Here is a 13802-nt window from a genome sequence, read left to right as displayed (position 1 = left end):
AGCTTCAGGCGGGCACGCCGGAAATCCGGACTCTTCGTCGGTCGCTTGGGTGCTTCGTCAGTCGCAGATGCTGTCCGGCGCAGCTGCGCCGGCAGCACGGCCGATGATTTCCGGTGAATGGATGGTCGGAGTGGAGAGATTCGAACTCCCGACCCTCTGGTCCCAAACCAGATGCGCTACCAGGCTGCGCTACACTCCGAGTCCTTGGCGGCGTATAGGGTTCCGGACTTGGCTGCGCAACCCCTAAAACACGAAAACGGAACAAACGGCGCGGCAGCGCCACCTCAGGCGCGCCCAGGTTGCTGTCAAGCGGCAGGCTGCCGTTGTACGTCCCCGCCGGGAAGAAAACGCCCGGTGCGATCTCGATCGTCCTTTCCGGGCCGAGAGGGTTCGGCAGGCTCGGCCTTGCCGCCGGCAGCATTGCGCAGTAATGACGGGAATACAGCGGCGGTGCCGCTTGCATGTAGTAACGAGGTGTTCATGTCCGCGCGCATTTTCAGCCCAGCCAAAACCGCGATGCAGTCCGGCAAGGCCAAGACCGGCCACTGGGTGCTGGAATTCGATCCCGAGATGCGCAAGAAAATCGATCCGCTGATGGGCTACACCACGTCGGCTGACATGCGCAGCCAGATCAGGCTCACCTTCGACACCCGCGAAGAGGCGGTGGCCTATGCGGAGAAAGAGGGGCTGGCCTACCGCGTCGAGGAGCCGAAGGAATCCAAGCGCCGCCAGATTTCCTATGCGGAGAATTTCCGCTATGACCGCAGGACGCCCTGGACGCATTGACCGGCAAATGCCGGGCAGCCGTCCCAGCGCATGGATTAGCCGGCCCTTGCGTCGGCCAGCGGTCCCGTAGCTCAGCTGGATAGAGCACCGGCCTTCTAAGCCGATGGTCACAGGTTCGAATCCTGTCGGGATCGCCAATAAATCAAGGACTTAGGTCCGGCTCGGGTGAAAAGTTCCAACTCGGAAAAGAACCGAGTTCCAACTTTCACCCCTTTTCGTTCTCGCGGATGCGCTTGCGGCCGATGCGGCGGGCGGCCCGCGTCCTCGCCCCGAGACGCGGGCTTTCATCTGTCAGCTTGGCGCTAAGTGCGACTAGCTCCAGGTGCCTCGTCGAGGAGATTTGGACCCTTGCTCACAGGCATCTGGCCGTCGGGAGTAAGCTTGTCCACTGCTTCGGGCAGTTCACTTGTGAGCCGATCGAGGAGTTCCTCGCGGGACAATCCGGTTTGCTCCGCGAGATCGCTCAACGTTTGCGGGTCGATCGCTTTCTCGACTTGGTCGCGCTGAACGGGGCGATTTGATCCTGTACCGACCCAAGAATCGACCTGATCGCCCGCACCCGCATTCCTGAGACGCTCCAGGATGTCGCCGAGCCCGCCGGGGGAGCCAGCGTTTTTGGCATCTGTCGAGTTCCTGCCGGCGATTAACTCGCCGATCTTATCCCTGTTCTTGTAGGCAAGCAGGCCAAGCAAGGCTATGGCGACTTTTCCTATGTCAAGGCTCATTTCGACCTCCTTCCATGAAGAACGGACAAGGCATGCGGCTTTGAAAGGTTCCACGGTATTTGCTGCTGGGCTGGTTTTTCAGTTCGGTTAAGGGCGATGGGGCTTCCCGGTCGAATCCCCGCAGGACTTCAGCACGGGCGCCGCCGAAACGATCAAGGCTATCGGACGTGCATGTTCAGCCTCGATCGTATCCGACAGCGGCGCTCTGAATTCACACCATGCAACCACTGCCTTGTCTTCGCGTTTAGCCGCCATCAATACCGGCGAGCTTAAAAATGACGGCGTTCACCCCGATCTCAATCTACTTGAATGGCAAAGCGATGGCGATCGCGTCGATAGCCGACGCAGCGAAAGCGCTGCAGCAAACTTGGCCATCCATGGACAAGCCGTCCCGACGTGAAGCGATCCGAATGATCGAGGAATGCTTGGCCGGACATTGCAGTCACCAGGCTGCGTTCGCTGCTTTCGAGGCGGCCGCATCTGAACAGGGCCTTCTTGAGCAAAAGCCTCCAAGCGCAGGCCTCAGGAAATTCGACGGGGTTGCCGAAGACCTGATGTGAGGTGACCCTCGCGACCTTGATCCGCTGACAGCCTCGCCAGGGCGGACGTAGCTAGCCGTGATTGTGGACCACCCGCCAAAATTGAGGAATGGCGGGTAGTCCGTATCAGCGCAGGAAGGGACATAGCTGCGCAGATCTCAGTCGTTCTTGATCCAATCGTCAAAGTCCGGCCGGTACCCTAGCTAACGACCGTTCCATCGCTAGGAACTGATGGAGACGTCGAAGACCGCAGCGAATAACCAGCGGGCTTGGTGGACGCTATTTTCCTTCCATCGGCTCCTTCCGCGAGCTCACAGCTAGCAACTGCTACGAGCAGCCTCAGTTCCGGGTGGCGCGGTGTCCGGGCTATTACGCGAAAACAGGTGAGACTTAGGTCCCGTCTCGAATCAGACCGAAGCCCAACCAAGGAACGTTTGCGGCTGCCTGAGGTTTGGTGAGCCTGGCGCAAGACGATGCCGTTCAGCGCTATAGAGCTCACATAGAGGAGGCACTTATGAGTATGCGTCTTTCCACTGCAGCCGCTGGGTTTTTGTTGCTGGCCGGTATCGGCGCGGCTGCCGCTCAGGACGTAGTCATCGAGCCTGAACAGGAGACCGTCATCAGGGAATATGTCAAAAAGCAGCCGCTGGCGTCGGTGAAAATCCCTGGAGTGGAGCTCAATATCGGCTCAACCTTGCCCGAAACCGTCGAACTTCATGAAGTCCCCAATACAAAATACCGTTACGTGGTGGTCGACAACCGGACCGTTGTGGTTGAGCCGGGCACGCGCAAGATCGTCAAAGTCATCGAATGAGCCAAGCGACTGGACCCGCCGTGCCGAAAGGTGCGGCGGGAAGTCGAGCGAGAGGAATGTGATCACCATGTCGAACCGTGAAATTGGAGCGTCGCAGGCGCTGCGGATACGCGTGGCTGACCTCGCTGAGAGGATGCGCGGCGCCCGGATTACCGAGAACGAACTGAAGACCTTTCGAAAGGTCGCAGCAGTGCTGGAGGGCGGCAAGGGTAGAATCGATGCCGACGATTTGATTGCCGCATCCTTCGTCGTCGAGACGCCGGACTAACAAGAAGTGCTGCAATGTCCCTGTCTCCCAGCCTGTTCTCTGTTGGCCTGACTTTCCAATGCCCGCAGTGCAACTTCACCGTTGTCAAGAACGGCAGCTGGTTTCAGGTCGTTTCCCATTACAAGTGCGAGGGATGCGGACGCGAGATCCGGATTACCTATCCCGACAAGATTGCGATCTTCCAGAAGCACGCGCACTTGGCCATGCCGCCGGGAGCGCGGTAGCTGGGGCGCAAGACCAACTTCTTCATCGCCAACTCCTTCATTGAAAAGTGAGCTCGAATTGGCGGGCTGGCGCGCGAGTGTCATGGTGACCTAGATAAACCAGGTCGCCACCAGCCCCAAAGAGGCGGAAAAGATTGCGATCGTAGTAGCCCATCCCATGGCGTTGGTTGTCCGGCTGTTGACCTTGTCTCCCATGATCCGCGGGTTGTTCGTCATCAACATGATGAGAAGAAGCAGTGGCGGCGTGGAAAAGCCCTGCACGATACCGGACCAGACGAGCGCCTTCATTGGGTTGAAACCCAGGAAATTCAGGCCAACAGCAATCAGCGTGAAGGCGCCGATCGCGACATAGAACTTTGGCGCCTCATGCGGCTTGGCATGAAGGCTGTGCTCCCATCCAACTGCCTGCGCCAAATCGTATGCCGCGCCTGTCGTCATGACCGGAACGGCAAGGAACCCGACCCCGATCACGCCGGCAGCGAACAGGACGCCAGCGGCTGCACCAGCGAGCGGCTTGAGAGCTTCGGCTGCTTGAGCGGCGGTCTCGACGTCGTGCTCGCCGGCTTCATAGAGCGTAGATCCTGTCGACAGGATGATGAAGTACATGATGAGGTTGGAAAAAATCATGCCGATCAGAATATCGCGGCGGGAGCGACGCAGTTCACCGTCCGTGGCACCCTTGCGCTTCTTCAGCGTCGTTCTCCCCTCGGCAATCTCTTCCTCTACCTCCTCATTCGACTGCCAGGTGTAGAGATACGCTGAAAGGGTGGTGCCGATGATGGCCACCACAATGGACAGGAACTCGCGGCTGAACTGGATCTTTGGAACAAGGGTTCCCCACAGCACGGCTGCCGCATCGGGCTTCGCCATGATGGCTGAGCCGACGTAGGCAAGCAGGGCCAGCGCGAGCCAGCGGAAGATATTGCGTATGAGAGTGTAAGAGCCCCAAAGCTGAAGAGCAAAGATCACGGCCGCGACTACAATCACAATGAGGGGGATCGGAACAGGCAGGAAGATGTTGATGGATGCAGCCATGCCGCCGAGATCGGCGGCTGCTTCGATCGTGTTGCCGATCAGCACGCCCACAAGGACAGCCCAGAGCAGCCACCGGGGGTAGAAGTCCTTGATCGCATGAAAGAGGCCGTGGCCCGAAACCTGTCCAAGCTTCGACGAGAGATACACGACCGTGTACATCATCGGCAGCGTTAAAGGAGCAGTCCAAAGCAGGTCCGGCCCAAAGCGCGCTCCGGCACTTGCATAGGTACCGATGGCCGAGCAGTCGTCGTCAGCGGCGCCGGTGATAAGGCCGAGTCCAAGGGCTCGCCCTATGCCGTCCTTCTTGTCTTCCCGTGGTGAAGTGGCATTGCGATCGCGCTGCGTCATTGCGGTCACGCTGCGCTGAGAGCGTGGTGCGCCAGCACGCCTGAAACACCGAGAGCAATTATCCAATAAATGTTCTGCAGCACGGGACTGGAGTTCATTTCCGGCAAACCTCTACCGCCGTTCCAACTCCGCAATCGGCTGCTTGTTCCCGGCGTCAGCCGAGTGTTCAGCGCGTCAGCCGAGTGTTCAGCGCGCCATGCCGAGGGCGGGTTCTTCGCTTTGCTGGTCGGCCGGCCCAATGGTGGGGACAGTCTCGGTCTTGGCCATGATCGAACCACGATTTCGATGGGCTTGGGCCTCTCTTTCATCTTTTGACGGAACCCTACCCGGCGTTTTACGAGATATTCTGCCGGTGTGATTGTCTGTTGGCCGATGGTGCGCCAGTCGCTTCATGGTTCGACGTGCGCGTCGCATCAATGTGTGATGTTGCCAAAAAGCTTGCTCGATCGGATTGAGTTCGGGTGAGTATGGCGGCAGGAATCACTGCTTGCGCCGGCTATCCTTATGGCCTTGGACAGGGCGGATCTGAACGGGGCTTTTCCAAAATGACTTTGATGGGCGCGGCGGCACTGCTGATCCTGATCCTGACCTATGCCGGCGTCGCCGTCGGCACGATCCCTGGCCTGCGCCTCGACCGGGCAGGCATCGCGCTGCTCGGCGGTGCGGCGATGATCGCCATCGGCGCACTCAGCCTGGAGGACGCATACCGCGCCATCAGTTTCGACACGATCACACTGTTGCTCGGCATGATGATCGTCGTGGCGCATCTGAAAGTCTCGGGCGCCTTCCGTGCACTCGGCGCCGTTGCCATCGAGCATGCACATGCGCCGTTCATGCTGCTGGTGATGGTGACGCTGCTGACCGGAGCGCTGTCGGCGTTTCTGGTCAACGACGCGATCTGCCTGGTCATGGCGCCGATAGTCGTTCACGTCACCCGCGTCATCAACCGAAACCCTGTCCCCTATCTGATCGCCACCGCCACGGCGTCGAATTGCGGCAGCGTCGCCACCATCACCGGCAACCCGCAGAATATGGTCATAGGCGCGCTGTCGGGGATTTCCTATCCGGCCTTTTCGGCGGCCCTGGCGCCGGTCGCGCTGTTCGGCCTAGTCGCCGTCGTCGTCATCGTGCGCATCGTTTATCGCGCCGAGTTCGCGCGCAAGGTCGAACTCAGCCCCGAAGTCTATCGCGGCCGCATGTTGCCGGGCCAGGTACTCAAGGCGGTGGTAGTCTGCATCGGACTGGCGATCGCCTTCTTTGCCGGCGTTCCGGTCGCCAAGGCGGCGCTCATCGGCGGCGCCATTCTTCTCGTGACCCGTGCCATTAAGCCGGCGCGCGTCTACCGCGAGATCGACGGGCCGCTGCTGTTCATGTTCGCCGGCCTGTTCATCGTCGTCGCCGGCGCCGAGAAGACGCTGCTCAGCCCCGACATCATCGCCTCGGCAAAAAGCCTCGGGCTGGACGACGTCTGGCGGCTGTCCGGCTTCACCGCGGTGCTATCCAATATCATGAGCAACGTTCCGGCCGTGCTGGCGCTGCGGCCGTTCATACCAGGCCTCGAAGACCCCGAGCGCGCCTGGCTGGTCGTGGCGATGAGCTCGACGCTGGCCGGCAATTTCACGCTGCTCGGTTCGATCGCCAATCTGATCGTCGCCGAGCACGCGCGGGTTTCCGGAAAGACGCTATCTTTCCGGGCGTTTTTCAAGGTCGGCCTGCCGCTGACGCTGGTTACGCTGCTTGCCGGGACTGCGTGGCTGGCGCTCGGGTTTTAGGCCGCCGGCAAGGCGGCTTCAGGTGCAGGCCGCCTGATCGCATTACTCGGCGTGGGTGGGCCAGAACGCCCAGATCAGCAAAGCTGCCAAAATCAGCCAGAGCGCAACGACAAGAAACATTCCCGTCCTGCTTTGCGGGCGAGTTTCGAGCGCTGCAGCCCGCGCTCGAAACTCGTCCATCAGCGGCGGCGGGACAAGCGTGATGGCCAGGATTACGCCGAGCGGCACGATGATCAGATCGTCGATATAGCCGAGCACGGGAATGAAATCCGGGATCAGATCGATCGGGGAAAGCGCATAAGCGGCCACCATCCCGGCAACGAATTTCGCAAACCAGGGCACCCGACGATCGCGTGCGGCGAACCACAGGGCGACGACATCAAGCTTGATGTCGCGCGCCCGCCTCTTTGCCGTTTCCAGCCAGGCTTTCATGACGTTACTTTAGCACAGATTGTCGTCCGTCTGCATTCGGGCGGCGGTCGCTGGTCGTAGAAACACTGGACCAGACCGTCCATGGCGCGTCCCAACGGATACGCGGCGCTCTAACGCTCCGACGATTCGGTGCTGCTCGCCGGCTTCGCGCCCGAAACATAGGCGTCGGGAAAATCCTGCGAGGCGACATCGTCGGCGAGGCTCCTCAGCTTTTCGGCCGCGGCTGCCCCCAAAATCGCCTCGACGCGCCGGTTGGCCTCGACCCACACGACGTATGCCTGCTGGTATCGCGCCTTGCCGAGCCGCGTCAGCACAGCATGCTTGGTTCGCCGACCTGGGTATCGTGGCGGACCTCGACCAGACCGTCGCGCACAAGGGGCCGCAGGGCATGCGTCAGCGCTGAGATCTGGATCGCCAGGCGGTCGGCGAGGACTTGCAGCGTCGGCCCATCCTCGCCGTAAGCGGCCGCGAGCCCGTCGATCTGGCCGAGCAGAAGAGTTTGCGTCGATGTCAGCCCGGTTGGGACCAGTGCCACGTCATACAACTGGCCAAGCCGGCGCGCAGCACGGCGCAGCGATCGACGAACAATACGTCCGACGAGAATGCCGCGTCGACCATCGCCCTTAACATCACGGCGCTGACGCGCCTGACCCGAGCGGCGCTCCCGGCATTCCTGTCGCGCAACGCAGGGGCGATAATCAACATAGCCTCGGTCATGGCACTGCACTCGCTGCCGATCACCTCCCTCTACAGCGGCACCAAGGGTTATGTGGTGAACTTCAGCCGTGGCCTGCAGGAGGAGCTTGCCGGAACCGGCGTCAGGCTGCAGCTCGTTCTTCCTGCCGCGACCGCCACCGAATTCTACGAGTTCGCCGGCATGCCGCTTTCAGCGTTCGACCCGGCAGTGGTGATGACCGCGGAGGATATGGTCGATGCGGCCCTGGCAGGGTTCGATCAGGGTGAAGCCATCACGCTGCCGTCGGTCCACGACCGCGCGCTGTGGGAAACCTACGACGCCGCCCGCGCCACCTTGTTCGCCGCGACGCAGACCGGCGAGCCGGCGCCTCGCTACCAGGCGGCTTGAGGTCGCCGGACCGCCCTGCGCGCGCAGGGCGGTCTCGGCTGGCATGGCTAGGGCGACGTCACCGTCAGACGGCCTTTCATATTGGGGTGGAAGCGGCAGAAATAGTCGACCGAACCTGCCGTCTTCAACGTCAGGCTCGCCGCCTTCTTCGGCGGGATCGTTACCTCCCAGCCGCCTTTTACGGTCGCCGTGTGGGCGAACACGTCCTTGTTGACCCACTCGATCGTATCGCCGACCTTCGCTTCGACAGTGGCTGGCGAGAAAACCAGCTTCTCGATCGTCACCTCAATCGTTTCGGCCTTGGCTGGTGCGGCAGCAATAGTTAGCGCCATTGTAAGCCACAGATGCCTTTTCGATACCGTCGGTGCTGTTCTCATTTCAGCATGCCAGCGACATGTTCGGCATGTTGTTCATGGCCCTGGAATAGCTTCAGGCCGGTCTCCAGCAGGCTCTTCAGTTCGGCATTCTCGGCCGAGGGGATCAGCAGCGTTTCGAGCGCCCCGTTGACCTGCTTGTGATAGGCGACCTCGTTGTCGACATAGGCCTTGTCGAACGCGGCGCCGTCGAGCTCGGCGAGCTTCGCTCGTTCCTCGTCCGCCGCTTTGGTCAGCGCCTTGCTGGTGGCGTTGTCCTCTGGCGTTACGTTGAGCTTCTTGACCAGGTCAAGCGCTTGTTTGTTTACGGCTTCATGGTCTCGCACCATGTTTTTGGCGAAATCGAGGATCTCCTTGTTCTTCGATTTCTTCAGCGCTTGCATGGCCGCCTCGACGTCAAGCACGCCGGCTGTGTAGGCGATGTGGGCGATCTGCGGGTCGCTCGGCTTGTCGGAGGCTTGCGCCAACGTCGCTGCGCTGAGCAGGAAAAGCGCTGCCAGTGGGGTGGTCGATCGAATAAACATGACGTTCTCCTTCGCCGGATGCGGTTGGCTCCGAGCATTTTCAGTTGACGATGATTGGATGCCGGAAGGGGGCAGACGTTCCTGGGAATCCAGGAAAATCAGTTTGTAAAACCAAGCCGCTGCATCACCGCGGCGGTCAGCCGTTCACACCGGCGGCCGGCGAAGGGGAAGGCATCGAGCAGCACCGGGCCGATCTGATCGGCCAGCGCCTTGCGGACGAGGACGCGGGCGCGGTGCAGCCGGGTCTTGACAGTTTCGGGCCGAACATCAAGCAATTCGGCGGTCTCCTCAATGCTGAGACCCTCGATCACCCGCGCGACGAACACAGTCCGGTAGACATCGGGAAGGCGATCGGTCGCCCGTTCGACAAGCTCGAGGATCTGCCGTTGCGCCATCGTCCGCTCCGGATCGTCGCTGAGGGGGAACTTGATGATTTCGGCTTGTAACCTTTGCGGCATCGCTACAGTTCGCCGCGTTTTGCGCAAACGCCCAAGCGCCTCGTTGATGACGATGCGCGATAGCCATGTGGCGAGAGAGGATTCGCCACGAAAATCCCCGAGATGGGCAAAGGCCCTGACATAGGCCTCCTGCACGACGTCTTCAGCCTCGCTGTCGTTGCGGACGACGCTGCGGGCGATACGGTAGAGTCGCTGGTTGTGCATTTTGACAATCGTGCTGAAGGCTCCGCCTTCGCGCGCCAGCGCACGGCCGACAAGCTGCATCTCGCCAGATGCGGCGGGCATGACGGTCGCAGACATGACCGGGTTCCTCATCGCGAGCCAATCTCCTGACCGGAGGCAAATCGTCCGATCGAAACATTGGACGGCCTGACCGGCAAAAGGTTCCCGAACGTTTTTTCCGGCGGCCAGCACCGCCTAGACTACCGCTTCCGCCAGCAGCTTGTCTGCAGCTTGCGCGCGCGCCGTTGCGGCCAGCAGATCGGCCTGCGTGATCGGGCCGAGGATGCGCCCGTTGGAAGCCCCGTGCCGTCGCTCAAGCTCCCGCCGCCGCAGTGAGGCCGCGCGCCAGATCGGCCGTGAGGTCGTCGACGTCCTCGAGCCCGATCTGCAGGCGCACCAGCGGGCCGTCATAAGGGCCTTTGGCGACGACGCGGTCGCCGAGGAAGACCGGCACCGCAAGGCTCTCATAGCCACCCCAGGAATAGCCGAGGCCGAATATCCTGAGCGCGTCGAGGAAGGCATGCTGCTGTTTCTGGCCGCCACCCGCAAGGACGATCGAAAAAATGCCGCTCGAGCCGCAAAAATCGCGCTTCCAGAGATCGTGGTCGGGATGGCTGGGAAGCGCAGGATGCAGCACGCGCGCCACGCCCGGCTGACGCTCCAGCCAGCCGGCGATGGCCAGAGCGCTGCGCTGATGGTGGTCGAGGCGCACGCCCATCGTGCGCAGGCCGCGCAGCACCTGATAGACGTCGTCCGGCCCGGCGCAGCAGCCCATCGTGTAGAAGGTTTCGCAAAGCTGTTTCCAGCAGGACTTGTTGGCCGACGCGGTGCCGAGCAGCACGTCGGAATGGCCAGCCGGATATTTCGTCGCCGCATGGATCGAGATGTCGACGCCGTGGTCGAGCGGGCGGAAGTAGAGTGGGGTCGCCCAGGTGTTGTCCATCATGACGATCGCACCTGCGGCGTGCGCCGCGCTGGCGATGGCCGGTATGTCCTGCACCTCGAAAGTGTTGGAGGCAGGCGATTCGGTGAACACGACCCTGGTGTTGGGCCTGATCAGCGCCGCTATACCGGCACCGACATGCGGGTCGTAGTACTCGACCTCGACGCCCAGCCGTCTCAGCACCGTGTCTGCGAAATTGCGGGTCGGGTGGTAGACGGAATCGACGATCAGGACATGGTCTCGCGCCGACAGGAAGGCGAGCAGCGGCAGCGTCACCGCCGCCAGGCCGGAGGGCACCACAATCGTGCCGGCCGAGCCTTCCAGCCCGTCGATGGCGCTGGCAAGCGCGTCGGTGGTCGGCGTGCCGCGCGTGCCGTAGGTGTATTTCTGGCTGCGTGCCGCCATCGTCGCCGCGTTGGGATAGAGCACGGTCGAGGCATGCACGACCGGCGGGTTGACGAAGCCGAAATAGTCGTGCGGATTGTTGCCCGAGTGGGCAAGCCGCGTGTTGATACCCATTTCGTTGCCGTCTTTTGCCATTGCGCTTCGCCTCTGATGAAGCGCTAGCCATAGTGTGGCGGCATTGGCCGCGCAACCGTTCGCCCATCCGCCAGCCTGCGGACTTTGGCTATGCCAATTGCTGCGATGGCATTCAGGCGCGGCGCTGCCTCCCCGAAGACGGTCTCAGAAGCCCAGCTCCGATTCGCGTTGGCCGGACCTTGCAGTTGCTTCTAATTTTTCGGGCGCGTTTGTCTGCAGTTCAGGCATTTGCGGCAAATGGTTTCAAACTCTTGGGGTTTCGGTCATTTTCCTTGACCTCACTGTGATAATCGCCTTCGATGCAGTTCGTGAATGGGAGGCAGCGCGTCGGTTGCGATGCGGGTTCCGGTGATGGGCCGGAACGGGAAGCTGCGTTCACACGGAAAAAAGTCAGGTTCGCCTGAAAAAAACAGAAAAGGGTCTGTGGGTTATGAAACACATTGCAATCGGCATTCTGGGCGCCGCCACGCTTGGATTGTTCGCTTCGTCCGCGTCGGCGGCCACGCTCGACGACGTCAAGGCCAAGGGCTTCATCCAATGCGGCGTCTCGACCGGTCTGGCCGGCTTCTCGGCGCCGGACGACAAGGGCGACTGGCAAGGCATTGATGCGGACTTCTGCCGCGCTGTCGCGGCCGCCGTGTTCGGCGATGGCACCAAGGTCAAGTTCACGCCGCTCAGTGCCAAGGAACGCTTCACCGCGCTGCAGTCGGGCGAGATCGACGTCCTGTCGCGCAACACCACCTGGACCATCAATCGCGACACGGCGCTTGGTCTGAACTTCGTCGGTGTCACCTATTATGACGGACAGGGCTTCATGATCAACGCCAAGAAGTTGCCGGGGGTGAATTCCGCGCTGCAGCTTTCGGGCGCGGCGGTCTGCGTGCAGAGCGGCACCACGACCGAACTCAACCTCGCCGACTACTTCAAGACGAACAAGATGGAGTACAGCCCGGTCGTCTTCGAACAGCTGTCAGAGGTCGACGCGGCCTATGACGCCGGCCGTTGCGATGTCTACACCACCGACCAATCAGGTCTCTACGGCATCCGGCTGACGCTGGGCTCGCCCGCCGACCACGTCGTGCTGCCTGAGATCATCTCCAAGGAACCGCTCGGACCGGCCGTGCGCCAGGGCGACGACCAGTGGTACCACATCGTCAAGTGGACCTATTTTGCGCTGTTGCAGGCTGAGGAACTCGGTATCACCAAGGCCAATGTCGAAGAAATGAAGGCCTCGGATAATCCCGAGATCAAGCGCGTGCTCGGGCAGGAGGCCGATACCAAGATCGGCACCGATCTCGGCGTCTCCAACGACTGGGTCGTCAACATCGTCAAGGCCGTCGGCAATTACGGCGAAATGTTCGAACGCAATGTCGGGTCGGGCAGCCCGCTGAAGATCGCGCGCGGCATCAACGCGCTGTGGACCAAGGGCGGTCTGCAATACTCTCCGCCGATCCGCTGATCGAAATGTGATCCGGGAGGCAGATCGTCTGCCTCCCGGTTTCTCTTTCCAGGGGATGGTCGAATGGCATCGCAGGAAATTCTTCGCGAGGAGCCAAGCCGCAGCTCCTTCATCAATGATCCAAAGGTCCGCGGCATAGTCTTCCAGGCGGTGGTCGTCATCGTGCTGGTTGCGTTGGTCTGGTGGATCGTCCAAAACACAATAGACAATCTGACGCGCCTGCGCATTGCGTCAGGCTTCGGCTTCCTCAGGGGCCGCGCCGGCTTCGACATCAGTGACAGCGCCATTGCCTATTCGTCGGATTCGACCTACGGCCGGGCCATTCTGGTCGGCTTTGTCAACACGCTCATCGTTGCCTTCGCCGGCATCGTTACCGCCACCATCATCGGTTTTATCCTCGGCGTCGGCCGGCTTTCGCATAACTGGCTGATCCGCAAGATCTGCATGGTCTATGTCGAGGTCTTTCGCAACATCCCGCCGCTGCTGGTCATCTTCTTCTGGTATTCCGGCGTGCTTTCGGTGCTGCCGCCGCCGCGTGAAAGCATCAATTTGCCGTTCAGCTCCTTTCTCAACCAACGCGGTTTTTATTTTCCACGCGCCGTGTGGGGCGATGGCTCCTGGCTGATCCTGGTTGCTTTGCTTCTCGGCATCGCCATGGCGTGGTTCGTCGCCCGCAAGGCGCGTCAGCGGCAGATGGCGACCGGCCAGCAATTCCCTGTGTTCTGGACATCGGCTGGTTTGATCATCGGTTTGCCGTTGCTGGCCTACGCGCTCAGCGGCTTCCCGCTGAGCTTCGATTATCCAAAGCAATCGACCTTCAACCTGACTGGCGGCTTTCAGGTCAAGCCGGAGTTCCTGTCGCTCTACCTGGCGCTGTCCTTCTATACGGCGGCCTTCATCGCCGAAATCGTGCGGGCCGGCATCATGGGTGTCAGCAAAGGCCAGACCGAGGCAGCCGGTGCGCTCGGCCTGCGGCCAGGATCGATCCTGCGGCTTGTCGTCATCCCGCAAGCCATGCGCATCGTCATTCCGCCGCTGACTAGTCAGTATCTGAACCTGACCAAGAACTCGTCGCTGGCCATCGCCATCGGCTACCCGGACCTCACGGCGACGACCGGCACGGTGCTGAACCAGACCGGCCAAGCGATTGAGTGCGTGCTGATCATGATGGTGGTCTATCTCGCACTCAGCCTGTTGACGTCGGCGGTCATGAACGTGGTCAACGCCAGAATGGCACTGGTGGAGAGGTAGAGAC

Annotated in this window: 18 protein-coding genes and 2 tRNA genes; 10 read left to right on the top strand and 10 right to left on the bottom strand. The window is 61.3% G+C overall.

All coding sequences use genetic code 11. The features are described from left to right. Window positions 1-122: 122 nt before the first annotated feature. Window positions 123-199 (bottom strand) — tRNA-Pro (locus tag JG739_RS22090). A 281-nt stretch (window positions 200-480) separates the two neighbouring features. Here JG739_RS22090 and JG739_RS22085 point away from each other — a divergent pair. After that, on the top strand, window positions 481-786 hold the full coding sequence (locus tag JG739_RS22085; RefSeq protein ID WP_023800638.1) for an ETC complex I subunit: 306 nt from the start codon (window positions 481-483) through the stop codon (window positions 784-786). Window positions 787-846: 60 nt separating this feature from the next. Further along, window positions 847-923, top strand: a tRNA-Arg gene (locus JG739_RS22080). 165 nt (window positions 924-1088) lie between these two features. Here the strand turns inward: JG739_RS22080 and JG739_RS22075 are convergent. Next, window positions 1089-1511 carry a YidB family protein gene (locus tag JG739_RS22075; protein ID WP_202363372.1) on the bottom strand — a complete coding sequence of 141 codons (423 nt, stop codon included), beginning with the start codon at window positions 1509-1511 and terminating at the stop codon, window positions 1089-1091. A 275-nt stretch (window positions 1512-1786) separates the two neighbouring features. Between JG739_RS22075 and JG739_RS36410 the strand changes: the two genes are divergently transcribed. The 3 genes from JG739_RS36410 to JG739_RS22060 all read left to right on the top strand — a co-directional run bounded on the left by JG739_RS36410 (window position 1787) and on the right by JG739_RS22060 (window position 3132). Then, on the top strand, window positions 1787-2071 hold the full coding sequence (locus JG739_RS36410; RefSeq protein ID WP_202363371.1) for a DUF982 domain-containing protein: 285 nt from the start codon (window positions 1787-1789) through the stop codon (window positions 2069-2071). 493 nt (window positions 2072-2564) lie between these two features. Further along, entirely contained in the window at window positions 2565-2864 is a 300-nt protein-coding gene (locus JG739_RS22065) for a DUF1236 domain-containing protein (RefSeq protein WP_202363370.1), read from the top strand. Between the two features lie 67 nt (window positions 2865-2931). Further along, window positions 2932-3132, top strand: coding sequence for a hypothetical protein (locus JG739_RS22060; protein WP_077375612.1), 201 nt, complete (start codon window positions 2932-2934; stop codon window positions 3130-3132). Between the two features lie 314 nt (window positions 3133-3446). Here JG739_RS22060 and JG739_RS22055 read toward each other — a convergent pair whose 3' ends face one another. After that, window positions 3447-4739, bottom strand: coding sequence for an NRAMP family divalent metal transporter (locus tag JG739_RS22055; RefSeq protein WP_202363369.1), 1293 nt, complete (start codon window positions 4737-4739; stop codon window positions 3447-3449). A 545-nt stretch (window positions 4740-5284) separates the two neighbouring features. Between JG739_RS22055 and JG739_RS22050 the strand changes: the two genes are divergently transcribed. Continuing rightward, entirely contained in the window at window positions 5285-6511 is a 1227-nt protein-coding gene (locus JG739_RS22050; RefSeq protein ID WP_202363368.1) for an anion transporter, read from the top strand. Window positions 6512-6553: 42 nt separating this feature from the next. Here JG739_RS22050 and JG739_RS22045 read toward each other — a convergent pair whose 3' ends face one another. The 3 genes from JG739_RS22045 to JG739_RS35485 all read right to left on the bottom strand — a co-directional run bounded on the left by JG739_RS22045 (window position 6554) and on the right by JG739_RS35485 (window position 7478). Continuing rightward, window positions 6554-6943, bottom strand: a complete 390-nt coding sequence (locus JG739_RS22045; protein ID WP_202363367.1) for a YkvA family protein — start codon at window positions 6941-6943, stop codon at window positions 6554-6556. Between the two features lie 110 nt (window positions 6944-7053). After that, window positions 7054-7257, bottom strand: a complete 204-nt coding sequence (locus tag JG739_RS22040) for a hypothetical protein (RefSeq protein WP_202363366.1) — start codon at window positions 7255-7257, stop codon at window positions 7054-7056. Next, a complete protein-coding gene (locus tag JG739_RS35485; protein ID WP_244749515.1) occupies window positions 7251-7478 on the bottom strand; it encodes a MarR family transcriptional regulator in 228 nt (75 codons plus the stop codon). Before JG739_RS35485 ends, JG739_RS22040 begins: the two co-directional genes overlap by 7 nt. On the opposite strand from JG739_RS35485, the gene JG739_RS22035 reads away from it, so the two are divergent. Continuing rightward, a complete protein-coding gene (locus JG739_RS22035) occupies window positions 7443-8027 on the top strand; it encodes an SDR family NAD(P)-dependent oxidoreductase (RefSeq protein ID WP_244749514.1) in 585 nt (194 codons plus the stop codon). The two genes, JG739_RS35485 and JG739_RS22035, sit on opposite strands and share 36 nt — an antisense overlap. 47 nt (window positions 8028-8074) lie before the next feature. Here JG739_RS22035 and JG739_RS22030 read toward each other — a convergent pair whose 3' ends face one another. The 3 genes from JG739_RS22030 to JG739_RS22020 form a co-directional block, all read right to left on the bottom strand. Beyond that, complete coding sequence (locus JG739_RS22030) at window positions 8075-8359, bottom strand: cupredoxin domain-containing protein (protein ID WP_202363365.1); 285 nt, start codon at window positions 8357-8359, stop codon at window positions 8075-8077. Window positions 8360-8400: 41 nt separating this feature from the next. Then, complete coding sequence (locus JG739_RS22025) at window positions 8401-8925, bottom strand: DUF4142 domain-containing protein (RefSeq protein WP_202363364.1); 525 nt, start codon at window positions 8923-8925, stop codon at window positions 8401-8403. A gap of 98 nt (window positions 8926-9023) precedes the next feature. Continuing rightward, window positions 9024-9683 carry an RNA polymerase sigma factor gene (locus JG739_RS22020; RefSeq protein WP_202363363.1) on the bottom strand — a complete coding sequence of 220 codons (660 nt, stop codon included), beginning with the start codon at window positions 9681-9683 and terminating at the stop codon, window positions 9024-9026. Window positions 9684-9743: 60 nt separating this feature from the next. Here JG739_RS22020 and JG739_RS22015 point away from each other — a divergent pair, with 60 nt between their 5' ends. Continuing rightward, window positions 9744-9941, top strand: coding sequence for a hypothetical protein (locus JG739_RS22015; RefSeq protein ID WP_202363362.1), 198 nt, complete (start codon window positions 9744-9746; stop codon window positions 9939-9941). Here JG739_RS22015 and JG739_RS22010 read toward each other — a convergent pair. Further along, on the bottom strand, window positions 9919-11088 hold the full coding sequence (locus JG739_RS22010; protein WP_202363361.1) for a cystathionine beta-lyase: 1170 nt from the start codon (window positions 11086-11088) through the stop codon (window positions 9919-9921). The genes JG739_RS22015 and JG739_RS22010 overlap by 23 nt on opposite strands. Window positions 11089-11518: 430 nt before the next feature. Between JG739_RS22010 and JG739_RS22005 the strand changes: the two genes are divergently transcribed. Further along, entirely contained in the window at window positions 11519-12547 is a 1029-nt protein-coding gene (locus JG739_RS22005) for an amino acid ABC transporter substrate-binding protein (RefSeq protein WP_202363360.1), read from the top strand. Between the two features lie 63 nt (window positions 12548-12610). Further along, a complete protein-coding gene (locus JG739_RS22000; RefSeq protein ID WP_202363359.1) occupies window positions 12611-13798 on the top strand; it encodes an amino acid ABC transporter permease in 1188 nt (395 codons plus the stop codon). Window positions 13799-13802 lie beyond the last annotated feature (4 nt).

The organism is Mesorhizobium sp. L-2-11, assembly GCF_016756595.1.
Taxonomy (GTDB): Bacteria; Pseudomonadota; Alphaproteobacteria; order Rhizobiales; family Rhizobiaceae; genus Mesorhizobium.
This window is presented reverse-complemented; position numbering and strand designations above follow the sequence as displayed.